The following is a 15,238-nucleotide window of genomic DNA, read 5'->3' as shown; positions in this document are numbered from 1 at the left end:
AGGTTGTCGGGGTTATTCGTTTCGCAAGGCATTGACCGGGTTGGCGATCGCCGCTCTGATTGACTCAAAGCTCACGGTTGCCAGCGCGATGGCGAGCGCCGCCAGGCCGCTATACACAAAGATGAGTACGTCGATGGTGGTCTTGTATTCAAATCCTTCCAGCCACCGCGACATGGCATACCACGCCAGCGGCACGGCAATGACAAAGGCGATGAGCACCAACTTCACAAACTCCTTCGACATCAGGGCCACGATCTGGCGCACATCGGCGCCCAGCACTTTGCGCACGCCGATCTCTTTGAAGCGGCGCTCGGCCATGAAGGTGGACAGGCCATACAAGCCCAAACACGAAATCAGCATGGCCAACAGCGTGAAGGTGGTAATGATGGCCGACACTTTGCGATCTTGCGCATAGTTCTTGCGAATGTTTTCGTCGAGGAAGGTGTATTCAAAGGGGGTGTCGTCGATCATGGTCTTCCAGACTTTTTCTACGTCGGCGATCGTTTCTTTGAAATGCTTGGTATCCGTTTTCAGCAGTACATAGTCGGGACTCCGGGTCTCAAACAATTGAAAAAGCGTCGGTCTGATTTTTTCTTTCAGCGTACTCTGATGGTAGTCTTCCATCACTCCAATAACATGGAAGGTGTATTTAACCCCCTGCCACTCGGTGTACAACTCCTGGCCTACGGCCTTTTCGGGTTCGAAGCCCAGGGTTTTGGCGCCGGTGCGGTTGATGACAAGATTGCCTTCTTTTTCCTGTGCCGTATCTTCGGAGAAGGTGCGGCCGGCGAGAATCTTAAGGTCGAGGATTTCGGTGTAGCCCGGGCCCACGTGAATGTTCAGGTGATCGACCGCGTTGTCCATGTTGCCGCCCTGGGCATACAGCGAGAAATCGCTCCAGACTTGCGAGCCCGGTACATAGGCGGCCGAAGAAACTTTTTTCACATGCGCCACACGCTGCAATTCAAGTTGCAGAGCCTTGGCATTCTTCAACGCGTTGCCACTGCGCATCGGCAGCACGATGAGCGCGTCGGAATTGAAACCGAGATTTTTGTTTTCAATATACCGCAGCTGACTTCCGATAACGAGCATGCCACAGACCAACGCAATGGCGATCATGAACTGGAACACGACCAGCGATTGGCGCAAGAGCCCGGAGCCTCCACTCACGACGGCCTTTCCTTTCAACACCTGTGCCGGTTGGAACGAGGAGAGATAGAACGCGGGATAGCTGCCGGCCAGCAAACCGGTGACGACCGTAAGCGCCGCCAACGCGCCGATCACATAGGTGGCGTTGCCGGAATTGAACGAGATATTTTTTTCCGTCAGGGCATTGAAGAGCGGAAGGGCAAGCTGCACCATCACCAGGCTGATCAAAATGGAGATGACCACGATGATCATGGCTTCGCCCAGGATCTGTCCGATCAGCGAACTGCGAACTGCACCCATCGCCTTGCGCAACCCGATCTCGCCCGCGCGTTTGGTAGCTTTGGCTGTGGAGAGATTCATGAAATTGATACAGGCGATCAACAGGATGAACACCGCGATCGAAGCGATGATGTAGATATAGACGATGCGCGGGCTTTGGTGTACATCCGAATACAAGTAAATGTCCTTCACCAGCTCGAGCGAAAGCGTCTTCGGGATACCCAGTGCCTTCATGTCCTCGGCGCCGTGACGCTGCAGCATTTCATTCAACTTCTTTTCGACGTCCTTCAGACGGTGACCGGGGGCGAGTTTGAGATAGGAAGGCACAAAATTCTGCCCCGCCCATTCGCCTTGCGCATCATCCGAGCGCATGTATTCAGCCCAACCGGTGCTGGTCATGGAGGTGAAGAAGTGTGGCATCACATGACTCTTGTGGTTGTCCATGAATACGCCCGTGACCCTGAAATCGGCGGCCGGACCTCCCTGGCTGATGCTAATGATCTTGTTCAAGGCTTCGCTGTTCCCAAATAATTTTTTGGCCATCGTTTGGGAGATCACCACACTGTTGGCGTCTGCCAACGCTTTCTTCGGATTGCCTTCCGTGAGCGTATAGGTCAGCACGTCGAACAGCGTCGAGTCCGCCAGGAAGCCTCCGGCTTCGTAAAAGATATTGTCTTCGTATTTGATAAGGCTTTCGCCCACACCGGGAGGACTGACCAGCCGCGCGGCCGACACCACCTCCGGAATTTCGTCGTTCGCCGTCATAGCGATGGGGGGTGAGGCCGTGCCGCTTTCGTCGATGACCATCTCGCTGTCGAAATGGGTGACAATGCGATAGAGGTTGTCGCTATCGGCCAGGTGCTTGTCGACGCTGAATTCGTCCTGGATATAGAACGCCAGCAATAAACAACAAGCCACACCCAGCGACAATCCAAAAATGTTGATGGCCGAGTAGGCTTTATTCCGGCTGATGTTGCGCAGGGCGATCGTGATATAATTTTTGAGCATAGCGATTAGATAGATTGGAAACGTTGTACCCAATATCAATGCCAGTACGGCAAAAGCGGCTTTTAGAGGCTTAAAGTGCGATTTTGATTAAATCTCCGGCCATAACCGAACGAAGGTGTCCGCAATCGGATAAGCTTATTCCGTCTTGCAGAGCCACCATTGGTTGCCGAAAGGGTCCTTGAATCCGGCGCTGCGGCCGTAGTCGCGGTCGCCCGGCTCTTGCGAAGATGTTCCGCCATGCGCCAGGCCCTTGGCATACAAGTCGTCCACCTGAGACGTCACTAGGAACATTCCGCCCGGGAAGGCCTTGTAGTCTTTTGTCGAATCGGTGAACATGATCACAGCTTTGCCAATGCTGAACTCAGCATGCATCACGCTGCCATCGTCGTGCTTGTGGAGAGATTCCTCCTTGGCATTGAACACGTTCTTGATGTAGTCGATGAATGCCCCAGCGTTGTCAACGATAAGATAGGGCATGATCGGAAGATAATAGCCGGGAGTCTTCATGATGTGAGAGGTTATGGGGGATGAAGATCGAAGTAAAACGCCAGGAAAGCAAAGAGCCCTCCTTCGCCAAAGCTTCAGCGAAGGAGGGCTCTTTACAAATTTTTTTGTGCTCGCCGAGGCTCTAGCAGAGGCGAGGCGATTAAAACTGAATTAAACGTCGGTCCGCTCCCGCTTGATCTTCACCTTCGCCATGGGTCCCACCTGAATCGGAACCTTCTCCACCTCCAGGTTGGCGGCTTCTATTCCATAAAGCTCCTCCGTCGAAAGACTATGTTCCTTCAACAGACGGTACCCCTGGATCACCACCCGGTCAAAGCTCGAGATCTCGCTATCCGACGAGGCCCACGAATGCAAGATGATAAACTTAAAGTCCGACATCATGCTGTACTTATGCAGCGAAGGATACGGACTGGTGAGATCGATCTCTCCCGAATCGGCCATCTCGTGAATGATCTTGTTGAACAAAAGATTCACCCGGTGGTCAGTCTTGAATCCCAGCTTGATGCGCACAAAGAAGCACTTCTTGGGAATGATGGTGTCCACCACATACTTACTGCTGAACGGACTGTCGACCGTTTCAACATGCAGGAACCAAAACACATCCGCTCGCTTGGGTCTTTTCTTGAAGATGGAATAGATGATGTTCGAGTCGATGTAGCGCTTGCTGTCGGCCATGGCGAGATACACCAGGTTGGTAGATTCCTTGGGCACCGAAACATCGGCCTGCAGATCCTGGAGCATGCCCACATAATGTTTCAAATCCACAAACTCCGTATGCCGGTCGCGCAGGCCGCGGGCGTGGAGGAGGATGTACATCATGATGAAGAACAGGAACGCAATGGAGAAGGTGAACCAGCCGCCGTGCTGGAACTTGTTGAGGTTGGAGATGAGGAACATGCCCTCGAGCGAGAAGAACAAAAATGCCAATGCGCCGGAGCGGAACGTCGATTTTTTTGCCGTCATGAAATAAAATACCAGCAGCGATGTGGTCATCAACATGTTCACGGTGATGGCCAGGCCATAGGCGCCTTCCATGGCCGACGACTCCTGGAAGATGAGCACCACGGCGATGCAACCGACCAGCAGGATCCAGTTGATGGCCGGCACATAGATTTGTCCCTTCAGTTTGCTGGGGTAGCGGACGCGCGTACTGGGCCACAGCTTCAGTTTCATGGCTTCGTTCACCAGCGTGAACGTGCCGGAGATCAACGCCTGGCTGGCAATGATTGCCGCCATGGTGGCGATGATGATCCCAAAGATGAGGAAGGGCTCGGGGATGATGGCGTAGAAAGGGATCTGGTCACCCAGCGGAAGGCCCTGATGCTCCAGCAACCATGCGCCTTGTCCGAAATAGTTGCAAAGCAACGACACTTTGATAAAACCCCATCCGAAGCGGATGTTCTCTTTGCCACAGTGACCGAGGTCGGAATACAATGCCTCTGCTCCCGTGGTACACAGGAAGACAGCGCCCAGCAACCAGAAGCCGCCAGGGTATTTGGTGACGAGATTAAATGCGTAAAGCGGGTTGAAGGCTTTGAAGATATAGGGATGATCGTAGAATTCGTGTATGCCCACGGCGGCGATGGCCGCGAACCACACCAGCATGATCGGTCCGAATGTTTTGCCCACCACACTGGTGCCGAACTGCTGAAAGATGAACAGCGCCACCATGATCACGATAACAATGGTGACGGTGGGAATGGACGGATTCAAAATGCGCAATCCTTCAATGGCCGACGACACGCTGATGGCGGGTGTGATGAACCCGTCGGCGATCAGCGTGCAGCACCCAATGACGGCGGGGAAGATCACCCACGCTGCCTTGTAGCGGCGCACCAAAGCATAGAGTGCGAAAATTCCACCTTCACCTTTGTTATCGGCGTTGAGGGCGAGGTAGACGTACTTGAGGGTGGTGATCAACGTCAGGGTCCACACGACGCAGGAGAGGCCACCGAGGATCAGTTCCTCGTTGATCACCTGCGTGCCGACGATGGCCTTGAAAACGTATAGCGGCGAGGTGCCGATGTCACCGTAAATGATTCCCAGGGAAACGAGGACCCCCCCGAACGATAGTGGGGTCTGATATTTTTCGTTTGATATGGCCATGCTTTTATACCCCGCCTTTCGAGGGGGTTGTCATGTAGAAGGAGTTGCGTTGCTTAAAAAAGAAAGCGGAGCTTAATCGCTTTTCGAGTTGCGTTGAAGAAGTGTGAGGTATAGCGAGAAGTTCGAGAAGGGGCCGGACTAGAAACACGATGAGGGAAAAGCCGGGTGCCAGTGCCAGGCTTAAGGAACTTTCCCCGTGAAGCATATGGGGTTTGCCCGGGTCAGCAATACGCATACGCGTGGTTATTTAGTGGGGGCATGAAATGGCTCTAAGTATCGTTCTAAACGTCGCAAATTTAACTTCCTTTAAATAATACCAAAAGTAAAACAAGATAATGTTGGGCTTGTTCTCGCCCGCTGGGGTGGGTTAACGGCTCAATACGCACCTTAACCGTTAAAAAAAATAATTTGCCAGACCGCCTCTTTTAGCATCGAAATCAATGGTATTTTTGTTCAATAACCCCAAAACCAATCCTTTATGACTAGAAAGCTTGCTTTTATTATACCTGTAGCTGCCCTTCTTGCTGGCTGTGGAGCCAAAGAAAAGGAACAACTGCAATCGCAGGTAGATTCCCTGAAAATTGAACTGGAAACCAGTCAAAAGATGGCGCAAACGTTGACCGAAGTCGGCGCCATGATGGATTCTATCGATGCCAGCCGTCAACTGCTAAGGGTGAACATGGTGGAAGGAACAACCTACGATGACTACAAGACCCGCATGAAGGACATCAACGGTTATGTGCGCGATACCCAAAAGAAGATCGACGACCTCGAAAAATCATTGAAGACCTCCAAGTCTAACGCCAACGCCTTCTCCAAGACCATCAAGAAGTTGAAAGCCGACCTGGAAGCAAAAACACAGGAAATTGCCGGCCTCCAGGAGCAGGTAGATAAATATCGCAACGAGAACGCGAACCTCATCACCACGGTAGGGATGCAGGAAGCTGAGCTGACCGACAAACAGACCCAGATCGAAACCAAAACGCAGGAGCTTGCCCTCATCGAAGCCCGCGTGCAAGAGTTGATGATCCAAAGCAAAATGACGGAAGCCGACGCCTACTACGCCCGTGGACAGGCTGTGGAAGAAGCTGCCGCCCGCACCAAACTGGCTCCCCGCAAGAAAAAAGATACCTACAGAGAAGCGATCGAGCTTTATAAGAAAGCCCTGTCGCTCGGCAAAGCCGAAGCACAGGAAAAGATCACCACGCTGGAGGCGAAATTATAATCACCCCCAACCCCAAAAAAAGACCCCTGCGATGTTGCAGGGGTCTTTTTTGTTTCTACTCCCCAAAGATCCCTTCATAAAAAATATCGCAATACAACCCTCAGTTTCTTACTACCTTTGCAATTCTCAATCCCTGTATGGCCTTTGATGTTATTGTAACCTTACTCCTCGTTTTATTAAATGGTTTCTTCGTGGCAGCCGAATTCGCCATCGTGAAGGTGCGCTCTTCGCAGATCGCGCTGGAGAAAGGAAACTTGTCTAAACGGGCCGCTCAAAACATCATCAACAACCTCGATGGCTACCTGGCGGCCACGCAGCTGGGCATCACCCTGGCCAGCCTCGGTTTGGGCTGGGTAGGAGAGGACGTGATGTCGCAAATCATTTTAAATGCCATGTCGGGGCTTGGATTGACACTCAGCGAAGCGTTGGCCCATCGCATAGCGTTGCCCGTTGCGTTTGCTATGCTCACCATTTTGCACATCGTGTTTGGAGAGCTGGCACCCAAGTCGCTGGCCATTCGCTATTCCACCTCCACCACGCTGCGGGTATCGGTTCCTTTGCGCATTTTCTATTACGTGTTCCGCCCCTTCATTTGGTTGTTGAACGGCATGGCGAACATCATCCTGAAAGTGTTTGGCGTGAAGCCGATCACCGAACAGGAGATCCACTCCGAAGATGAATTGAAACTGATCATTGCCGAAAGCGAGGAAGGCGGTGCCATCGAACCCAACGAACGCGAACTGATCCAAAATGTGTTCGACTTCGACGACCGCGTCGTGCGCCAGGTGATGGTGCCCCGCGTGAAGATCACCGGCATGCACGCCAGCCTGTCCATCCAGGAAGCCATGGACCACGTGCTGAAAGAAGGCTATTCGCGTTACCCCGTCTACGAAAGCTCATTGGACGAGATCATTGGTATCGTACACGCCAAAGACATCATTGCGGTGTATGTGCAAAAAGGCAGCAAGGGCCTGAAGGATGTGATGCGTCCGGCGCACTTCATCCCGGAAGCCAAGCCGATCGACGTGTTGCTCCGCGAATTCCAGCGGCGCAAAACACAAATGGCCATCGTGGTGAGCGAATTTGGCGGCACCATCGGCATTGTGACCTTGGAAGATATCATCGAAGAATTGGTGGGCGAGATCCAGGACGAACACGATCACGAGGCACAGATCGTGACCCCCCAGGACAAGGGCGTGTACCAGATCGTGGCCCAGTCGTCGTTGCACGATATCAATAAATTTGTCGAAGATCCATTCCCGGAATCCGAAGAATACGAGACCCTGTCGGGCTTGTTAACCTTTCACAAGCCGTCGTTGAAAGAAGGCGATACGTTTGTTCTTTTCGGTTATAAATTCAAGATCCTGAAATTGAACAAGACCCTGCCCGAGTTGGTGGAAGCCACCTGGGAAGGTGAAAGCCCCGTCGACTAGAACCATTTCTTTTTTCGGAAGTAGATCATCATGGAAATAAAAATAAGGCCCATGATGCCCCACACAACATAGTAGCCATACTTCCAATCCAGCTCCGGCATAAATTTGAAGTTCATCCCGTACACGCCCACGATGAAGGTCAACGGCATGAAGATGGTGGAGATCACCGTGAGCACTTTCATGACCTCGTTCATCTTGGTGTTCATGGCGTTGATGTGAATGTCCATGAGGCTGGAGGTAAGGTCCTTGAAGGTGTCCATGGAATCGATGATGTGAGAAACGTGATCATAGACGTCGCTGAAGTAGCGGATGTTCTCCTCTTTCACGTATTCCGATTCACCCTTCACGATCTTGCTCAGTGCGTCGCGCAGCGGGTAGAGGGCCTTGCGGAGGTAGATCAATTCCTTTTTGAGGGATTGGATCTTGTAGAAGGTTTCGTTGCTGGGATTCTCGTAGACGGTCTCTTCGATCTCGTCGATGATGTCGCCCACGCGGTCCAGCACGTTGTAGTAGTTGTCGACAATGATATCGATGAGGCGGTAGAGCAGGTAGTCGGCGTGTTTCTTTCTCACTTTGCCCAGGTCCAGCCGGATCCGTTCGCGGAAGCCTTCAAAGAGGTCGCCCTCTTTTTCCTGGAAGGAAACCAGGAAGTTGCTGCCCAGCACAAAGCTGATCTGTTCGTAGTCGATGGAGGTGCCATCGATCTTGTAGAGCATCTTCAGGGTAAAGAACAGGTAGTCGTCATATTCCTCGGCTTTGGGGCGCTGGTCGGCCAGCACATCGTCCACCAAAAGGGGGTGCAGGCAGAAGTAGGCCTGGAGCTTTTCGATGATATCGATGTTGCCCAGGCCGTCGAGGTTGACCCAGTTCACCTGGTCGGGTTGGAGGTGGGTGAGCAGCTCGTCGGGATCGGTGCTGTCGATCTTGTTATATTTTTCGCGATTGTAGGAGATCAGTTCAAGGATCACTCCGGGCTTGGTCGTGGGAGACATGTCGATTGCTTTGGTCACCATGGGTCTTATGCTTTAAAACAGGTATCTATGAGGGTTGTTTTATGGGGGCCGGGGGGTAAAAGTTCTTCTAAAATAGTAAATATAGGCACGGCGTGGTATTCTTTGTTTTGGGTTTCCGCCGGGGTTAGGTTGGGCGATACTTAATACACTAAAATACTTCAACGCTTTGAAATCAATGCGTATTATTGCGGCGATGCCTTTACGCCTGGATGATATTAAGATTCCCATCGCCCGTGAGATGGAAGAATTCGAACAAAAATTCCGGGCCTCCATGAAAACCCGTGTTCTCCTGCTGGATAAGATCATGGGCTATATCGTGAAACGCAAGGGCAAGCAAATGCGCCCCATGTTCGTGTTTCTCAGCGCCGGCGTGAGCGGTACCATAAACGACTCCACCTATCGCGGCGCCTCCCTGATCGAGCTCCTCCACACGGCCACACTGGTGCACGACGACGTGGTGGACGAGGCCAACTACCGCCGGGGGTTCTTTTCCGTAAATGCCCTTTGGAAAAACAAGATCGCTGTATTGGTTGGCGATTTCCTGCTCTCCCGAGGCATGATCCTTTCCCTGGAAAACAAAGATTTTAACCTGCTGAGCATTGTCACGGAAGCCGTACGCGAGATGAGCGAAGGAGAGCTTCTGCAAATGGAAAAGTCGCGTCGTCTTGACATCAACGAAGCCGTCTACTACGACATCATTCGCCAGAAGACGGCCTCCCTTATTGCCTCCTGTTGCGCTGTGGGCGCTAGCTCCAGCGGCGCCCCCGACGATGTGGTGAAAAGGATGCACCGCTTTGGCGAAAACATCGGCATGGCCTTCCAGATCAAAGACGATTTATTCGATTATGGCGAAGACGAGATCGGCAAACCGCTGGGTATCGACATCAAGGAAAAGAAGATGACTTTGCCCCTCATCCACGCCCTCAGCAAAGCCGATTGGCTCACGAAGCGCCGCATCATCGGGATCGTAAAAAACGATGGCGACAAACCAAAAAAAGTAAAAGAGGTCATCGCCTTTGTAAAAAAATCAGGCGGCATCGATTACGCCCAACAGGTCATGGACCGCTATCACCAGGACGCCCTCAACCTTCTGAAAGACTTCCCCGAATCGCCCTACAAAACGTCGCTCATCCAACTGGTCCAATTCACGATCGACCGCAGCAACTGACCCGCCCGTGTTGGTATTCTTCACCAACAAGATTCAGACACCACACACTACACTAGTACTGCCCATTGGTGACTCGCCACCCATTCACATACACGCACACCAAGGACACCTGCCCACCCTTTGTTGGTGTCCCACTAACAAAGATTCACACAACCCACCCCAACACTATCCCCCAAGTATCACCACACCCTTCTCGGATATTTCGAATATCTCGATAACTTTACCTCCGCCGCAGGCTTTTAGATCCTCGAAATCATGCCGGAAATCATCAGCCAAAAACAAGTGTTCTCGCTCCTGGAAGTTGCTCAAAGCATCCAGAAGACGTTGGCCGAGCGCTACAAAAGCACGTTCTGGGTGAAAGCCGAAATGAACAAGCTCAATCATTACTCGCACTCCGGCCATTGCTACCCGGAGTTGGTGGAGAAGAAAGACGGCAAGGTGATCGCCCAGATGAAATCCATCTTGTGGCGAACGGACTACCTGCGCGTGAACGCTGCTTTTTTAGAGACCCTGAAAGAGCCCATCAAAGACGGCATCAAGATCTTGTTTTGCGCTTCGATCATCTTTGATCCCTCGCATGGACTGAGCCTGAACATCCTCGACATTGACCCCGTGTTCTCGCTGGGCGAACTGGAAAGGGAGAAACAAGAGACCATCGAAAAGCTAACCCGCGAAGGCATCTTCCACCAGAACAAGCGGCTCAATTTTCCACGCCTTCCACAACGCATTGCCGTGATCTCTGTAGAAACCAGCAAGGGGTATTCCGATTATCTCAAGATCATCGATCACAACCCCTGGGGCTATGCGTTTTTTAACCTGCTCTTTCCATCGTTGCTGCAGGGCGATAAATCGGTTTCGTCTATCATCTATCAGTTGAGGAGGATAAAAAAAGTGCTCCACCATTTTGATGTGGTGGCCATCATTCGCGGCGGTGGGGGCGATGTGGGGTTGTCGTCGTTTAACAACTACATCCTGGCGCGGGAGATCGCTTTGTTTCCCATTCCGGTGATCACGGGCATCGGCCACTCCACCAACGAGACCGTAGCAGAGATGGTGTCGCACCGGAATGCCATCACCCCGACAGAGCTTGCCGATTTTTTGATCCAGGCCTTTCACAATTTTTCGGTGCCGGTGCGCGAAGCGGAGAAGCTGATCAGCGAACGGGCCATCCGGATCGTGAAGGATGAAAACCAGCGGTTGCATCATGCGGTGCGATATTTTCAGTCGGTGACGCACAACCGGTTGCTTCGCAGCCACCACGATATTGAAGGCCAAACGAAATCGCTGGTGCAACAATCAAGGTTTCTCATGAAGCAGGAAGCCCGCACACTCAGCGCAGCTGCGAGCCGGATGCAAGGCGACGCCTTGAATGGCTTGCACGAAAGCGGCGAAGCCTTAGCGCGGACAGCAGCCAACCTGGTGCGGCAAACCCAAGCCAGTCTGAATAAAAACAAAGTGTCGCTTCAACACCTGGAAGCGCAAGTGCGCATATTGGACCCGATTCATATCTTGCGTCGTGGCTTCACCATCACCTTGAAAGATGGCAAAGCCTTGAAGAACGCTGCCGACGTCAGACCCGGCGACGTCATCACCACGCAACTGGCGGAAGGCCAAATTACCAGCACGACGACCAGCTCAACTCAACCCAACGCGAACCCATGAGCAACAACACCAGCTATACCGACGCCTTTGATGAACTGCAAGTCATCGTCACCGAAATTGAAAGCGGCGAGATCTCTGTCGACGAACTGTCGGACAAAGTAAAACGGGCCACCGAATTGATCCGCATCTGCAAGACCAAGCTCACCACCACGGAAGAAAACGTGAACAAGATCCTGAAAGACCTGGAGGGGACGGAAGAATAGAGAATGGCCTTCTCTGTATTTCCAGCTGGCTCGAAACAATTTATTATGGGTAGAACCTGACGATCCAAACGGATTTGGTCGTTATCGACTGCGCACGTTATTGCACCGTATCGATGTGTGTGATGTGCTTTCGGGCATTTGCCACTCAATCCTTACTTCTAACCATGCAGAACAAAAGTGCAATGAATTTTGGCATGGGTTGCTTATCTTTTTCGAATATATCATATTCGTAATATCAGCTTTTGATGTTTAGACTTTGCTTCTTACTGCTGACGGTGTGCGTGTGCGATGCGGGGCACGCTCAACTAACGTACCGGGTGATGGTCACCCATGAAGCGATCACGATCGATGGAAAATGGGACAAGCCCGCCTGGAAAAAAGTCGAGTCTATAAAGATCGAGAACCATCGCTTCCGGCATCCATGATCATGAAACCATCCAATCAACCCTATGAACAGAAGAGATTTAGTTAAAGGCATTACCCTGTTCCCCCTCGTGGGTGGATCGACGGTATCGCTCGCCGCTTCAACGGCCACGCCGCCACCGGAGCGCGATTTTTTTAAAGAGCTTGGCATTCGGGTATTTATAAACGCAGCGGGTACTTATACTTTCATGACCGCCTCGCTGATGCCACCGGAAGTGGTCGAAGCCATCCGCGTAAGCGCGAAACAATTCGCCATCCTCGATGATGTTCAGGACAAGGTCGGAGAACAGATCGCAAAGCTCTGCAAAGCCGAAGCCGCCATGGTCACCGCCGGATGCTGGTCGGCCTTGGTTCTCGGCATGGCCGGTATCCTCACAGGTGTGGACGACAAGAAAGTAGCCCTGCTGCCCTTCCTCGAAGGATCGGGCATGAAGTCGGAAGTGATCGTACAGAAATCACACGCAAACGGATATCACATGGCTTTGACCCACACGGGCGTGAAGATCGTGACCGTGGAAACGCGTGAAGAACTACGAAAGGCTGTGAATGAAAAAACAGCATGCCTCTGGTTTCTCAACCGCGAAGCCCCGGTGGGCGCCATTAAGCATGAAGAGTGGTTAAGCCTGGCCAAAGAATTTGGCATTCCTACCATGATCGATATTGCGGCCGATGTGCCACCGGTTGAAAATTTGTGGCGGTTCAATGAAATGGGATTTGATCTCGTTTGTATTTCCGGCGGCAAGGCGCTGCAGGGACCGCAAAGTGCGGGCGTGTTGATGGGTAAAAAACAGTTGATCGCCGCTGCCCGGTTGAGCGCTCCGCCGCGTTCGGGCATCGCGAGGGGCCATAAAGTAAACAAAGAAGAGATCATCGGCATGTATGCCGCCCTTGACCGCTACGTGAAACTGGATCACACAAAGGAGTGGAAAGCGTGGGAACAAAAGATCGGTGTTATCGACACGGCGGTGAAGAAAGTGAAGGGGGTAAAGACGGAAGTGATCGTGCCGCCGGTTGCCAACCACACGCCGTCGCTGAAGATCACCTGGGACCCGAATGTCACCAAGCTCACCAGCGAAGCACTGGGTAAACAACTGCGCACGGGATCACCGTCGATAGAGATCGTTTCGTGGGAAGACAAGGACAGCGTGAAGGTGACGGTGTTTATGTTGAAGACAGGAGAAGATGAAATTGTGGCGAAGAGGCTCAGAGAAGAGCTCGAAAAAGCGAGTAAAGCGTAATACGAGTTTTAATGTAATGCTGAATCCAAAATACTTCCAGACCTATTATATGAAGCGATTCTTTTTTTCAAACCTCCGGCGTATAGCCTACGCAGGCGCCGGCATGACCCTGCTGCTGCTGTGCAGCCAATGTAAACAAAGCGATGCCCTGGCCCCGCTTCCGAAAGGCGATCCCGACAATGGAAAGCTCACGCTGGCCGACGGCTTCGAGGCCGTTGTCGTAGTAGACAGCGTGGGAAGGTCCAGGCACCTTGCCGTAAACGAAAATGGCGACATCTACGTGAAGCTCCGCGGCGTGACACCACAGGGCGGCGCAGTGGCCCTTCGCGATACCACCGGCGACGGCAAAGCCGATATCATAAAATATTTTGGCACGTACCAGGACCGGGGCTCATACGGCACCGCGATGCGCATATACAACGGCTACATCTATTATAGCACGACGGGTGTGGTGTACAGGAGCAAACTCATTCCAGGACAACTCTTACCCGATACGGCAGCCGAGGCCATCGTGATCGATGATGCATACCGCCAAAATCCCCGTGGAACAGAACACATCACCAAGCCTATCACCTTCGATGACAAAGGACATATCTACGTGCCCTTTGGTGCGCCCGGCGACGTGTGCCAGGTTGAAAACAGAACGCCCGGATCTCCCGGCATGCTTCCTTGTCCCCAACTCGATCTTCACGCGGGTGTATGGCAGTTTGATGCCAACAAGCCCGGCCAGATCCAGTCCGATGGAAAGCGCTACGCTACGGGTATACGCAGTCTGGTGGCGATGGCCTGGAATTTCGAAGACGGAAACCTGTTCGCCGTTCAACACGGACGCGATGATTTTTTTCGCACCTGGCCTGACCTTTACACCGCCTACCAAAGCGCCTTGCTGCCCGCCGAAGAGTTCTTCCGGATCACCGAAGGCACCAATGGTGGCTGGCCCTACTTCTATTTTGACCAGATGCAGAACAAAAAAGTTCTGAACCCGGAGTATGGCGGCGACGGCAAGAAGAACGTCGGCGCCGATACGGTCGCCATGCCCCTCATTGGTTTTCCCGGACACTTTTCGCCCAATGATCTCCTTTTCTATAAAGGCGACCAATTTCCCGCGCGCTATAAGAATGGCGCATTCATAGCGTTTCACGGATCGACTATACGCGCGCCCTACCCGCAAGCAGGATATTTTGTGGCCTTTGTACCCTTCAAGGAGGGAAAACCCTCTGGCCCCTGGGAAGTATTTGCAGACGGATTCGCGCAGCAGGACACCATCGTCAATACCTCCGACGCAAAGGCACGCCCCATGGGACTTTCGGTGGGACCGGATGGTTCGTTGTACGTCACAGAAAGTGTGAAGGGAAAGATCTGGAGGATCATGTTCAAGGGCAACAAGGAGGAGTTTGGAGCCAAACAGCTTGCCGGAATGGAGCAGCGAAAGATGCGCACCAACGTCAAGGATCCCGACCAGGTGAAGGACAACCTCTTCGAGGGCAAGGAATCTACAGGGTCTGTAGCCTACACGCGCTATTGTTCTTCTTGTCACCTCCCGGGAGGACAAGGCGATGGGAACCGGTATCCTCCGTTGTTCGGTTCACCTTGGGTGAGCGGTCCAAACCAGCGACTGATTGAAGTGGTGCTGAAAGGGATGTCGGGCCCGATAACGATAAGAGGCAAATCGTACGATGGTGTGATGCCATCGCATGCCTTCCTCAGCGATGAGCAAGTCGCGGAGATCCTCTCGTATGTCAGAACAAGAATGACACACGGGGGAGCACCGGTTTCCGCCGAAGAAGTGCGGACCGTGCGCTCGCAACAATGACCGGACCATTG

Annotated in this window: 12 protein-coding genes; 8 read left to right on the top strand and 4 right to left on the bottom strand. The window is 52.6% G+C overall.

The window, feature by feature from the left end:
- Positions 1 to 12 precede the first annotated feature (12 nt).
- From D4L85_RS01700 to D4L85_RS01690, 3 genes are all read right to left on the bottom strand, one after another.
- Entirely contained in the window at positions 13 to 2,436 is a 2,424-nt protein-coding gene (locus D4L85_RS01700; protein ID WP_119752695.1) for an ABC transporter permease, read from the bottom strand.
- Between the two features lie 135 nt (positions 2,437 to 2,571).
- Positions 2,572 to 2,943 carry a VOC family protein gene (locus tag D4L85_RS01695; protein ID WP_119752694.1) on the bottom strand — a complete coding sequence of 124 codons (372 nt, stop codon included), beginning with the start codon at positions 2,941 to 2,943 and terminating at the stop codon, positions 2,572 to 2,574.
- A 150-nt stretch (positions 2,944 to 3,093) separates the two neighbouring features.
- On the bottom strand, positions 3,094 to 5,049 hold the full coding sequence (locus D4L85_RS01690) for a KUP/HAK/KT family potassium transporter (RefSeq protein ID WP_119752693.1): 1,956 nt from the start codon (positions 5,047 to 5,049) through the stop codon (positions 3,094 to 3,096).
- A 478-nt stretch (positions 5,050 to 5,527) separates the two neighbouring features.
- Between D4L85_RS01690 and D4L85_RS01685 the strand changes: the two genes are divergently transcribed.
- On the top strand, positions 5,528 to 6,274 hold the full coding sequence (locus D4L85_RS01685) for a GumC domain-containing protein (RefSeq protein ID WP_119752692.1): 747 nt from the start codon (positions 5,528 to 5,530) through the stop codon (positions 6,272 to 6,274).
- Positions 6,275 to 6,465: 191 nt separating this feature from the next.
- On the top strand, positions 6,466 to 7,707 hold the full coding sequence (locus D4L85_RS01680; protein WP_236849097.1) for a hemolysin family protein: 1,242 nt from the start codon (positions 6,466 to 6,468) through the stop codon (positions 7,705 to 7,707).
- Here the strand turns inward: D4L85_RS01680 and corA are convergent.
- Positions 7,704 to 8,720, bottom strand: a complete 1,017-nt coding sequence (gene corA, locus D4L85_RS01675; RefSeq protein WP_119752690.1) for a magnesium/cobalt transporter CorA — start codon at positions 8,718 to 8,720, stop codon at positions 7,704 to 7,706. The two genes, D4L85_RS01680 and corA, sit on opposite strands and share 4 nt — an antisense overlap.
- Positions 8,721 to 8,913: 193 nt before the next feature.
- Here corA and D4L85_RS01670 point away from each other — a divergent pair, with 193 nt between their 5' ends.
- The 6 genes from D4L85_RS01670 (at position 8,914) to D4L85_RS01645 (ending at position 15,227) form a co-directional block, all read left to right on the top strand.
- Positions 8,914 to 9,888: a polyprenyl synthetase family protein gene (locus D4L85_RS01670; protein WP_119752689.1), complete on the top strand. Its 975-nt coding sequence runs from the start codon at positions 8,914 to 8,916 to the stop codon at positions 9,886 to 9,888.
- A 255-nt stretch (positions 9,889 to 10,143) separates the two neighbouring features.
- Entirely contained in the window at positions 10,144 to 11,550 is a 1,407-nt protein-coding gene (gene xseA, locus D4L85_RS01665) for an exodeoxyribonuclease VII large subunit (protein WP_119752688.1), read from the top strand.
- Positions 11,547 to 11,753 (top strand): exodeoxyribonuclease VII small subunit, encoded by a 207-nt coding sequence (gene xseB / locus D4L85_RS01660; RefSeq protein WP_119752687.1) that lies wholly within the window; start codon positions 11,547 to 11,549, stop codon positions 11,751 to 11,753. Before xseA ends, xseB begins: the two co-directional genes overlap by 4 nt.
- A 245-nt stretch (positions 11,754 to 11,998) precedes the next feature.
- Positions 11,999 to 12,178 (top strand): hypothetical protein, encoded by a 180-nt coding sequence (locus D4L85_RS01655; RefSeq protein ID WP_119752686.1) that lies wholly within the window; start codon positions 11,999 to 12,001, stop codon positions 12,176 to 12,178.
- 24 nt (positions 12,179 to 12,202) lie between these two features.
- Positions 12,203 to 13,414: an aminotransferase class V-fold PLP-dependent enzyme gene (locus tag D4L85_RS01650; protein ID WP_119752685.1), complete on the top strand. Its 1,212-nt coding sequence runs from the start codon at positions 12,203 to 12,205 to the stop codon at positions 13,412 to 13,414.
- A gap of 16 nt (positions 13,415 to 13,430) precedes the next feature.
- On the top strand, positions 13,431 to 15,227 hold the full coding sequence (locus D4L85_RS01645; protein ID WP_228450741.1) for a PQQ-dependent sugar dehydrogenase: 1,797 nt from the start codon (positions 13,431 to 13,433) through the stop codon (positions 15,225 to 15,227).
- The last annotated feature ends 11 nt before the right edge of the window (positions 15,228 to 15,238 follow it).

Source organism: Chryseolinea soli (genome assembly GCF_003589925.1).
Lineage (GTDB): Bacteria > Bacteroidota > Bacteroidia > Cytophagales > Cyclobacteriaceae > Chryseolinea > Chryseolinea soli.
Note: the sequence above shows the minus strand (reverse complement) of the source record. Positions and strands in the feature narration are given on the sequence as shown.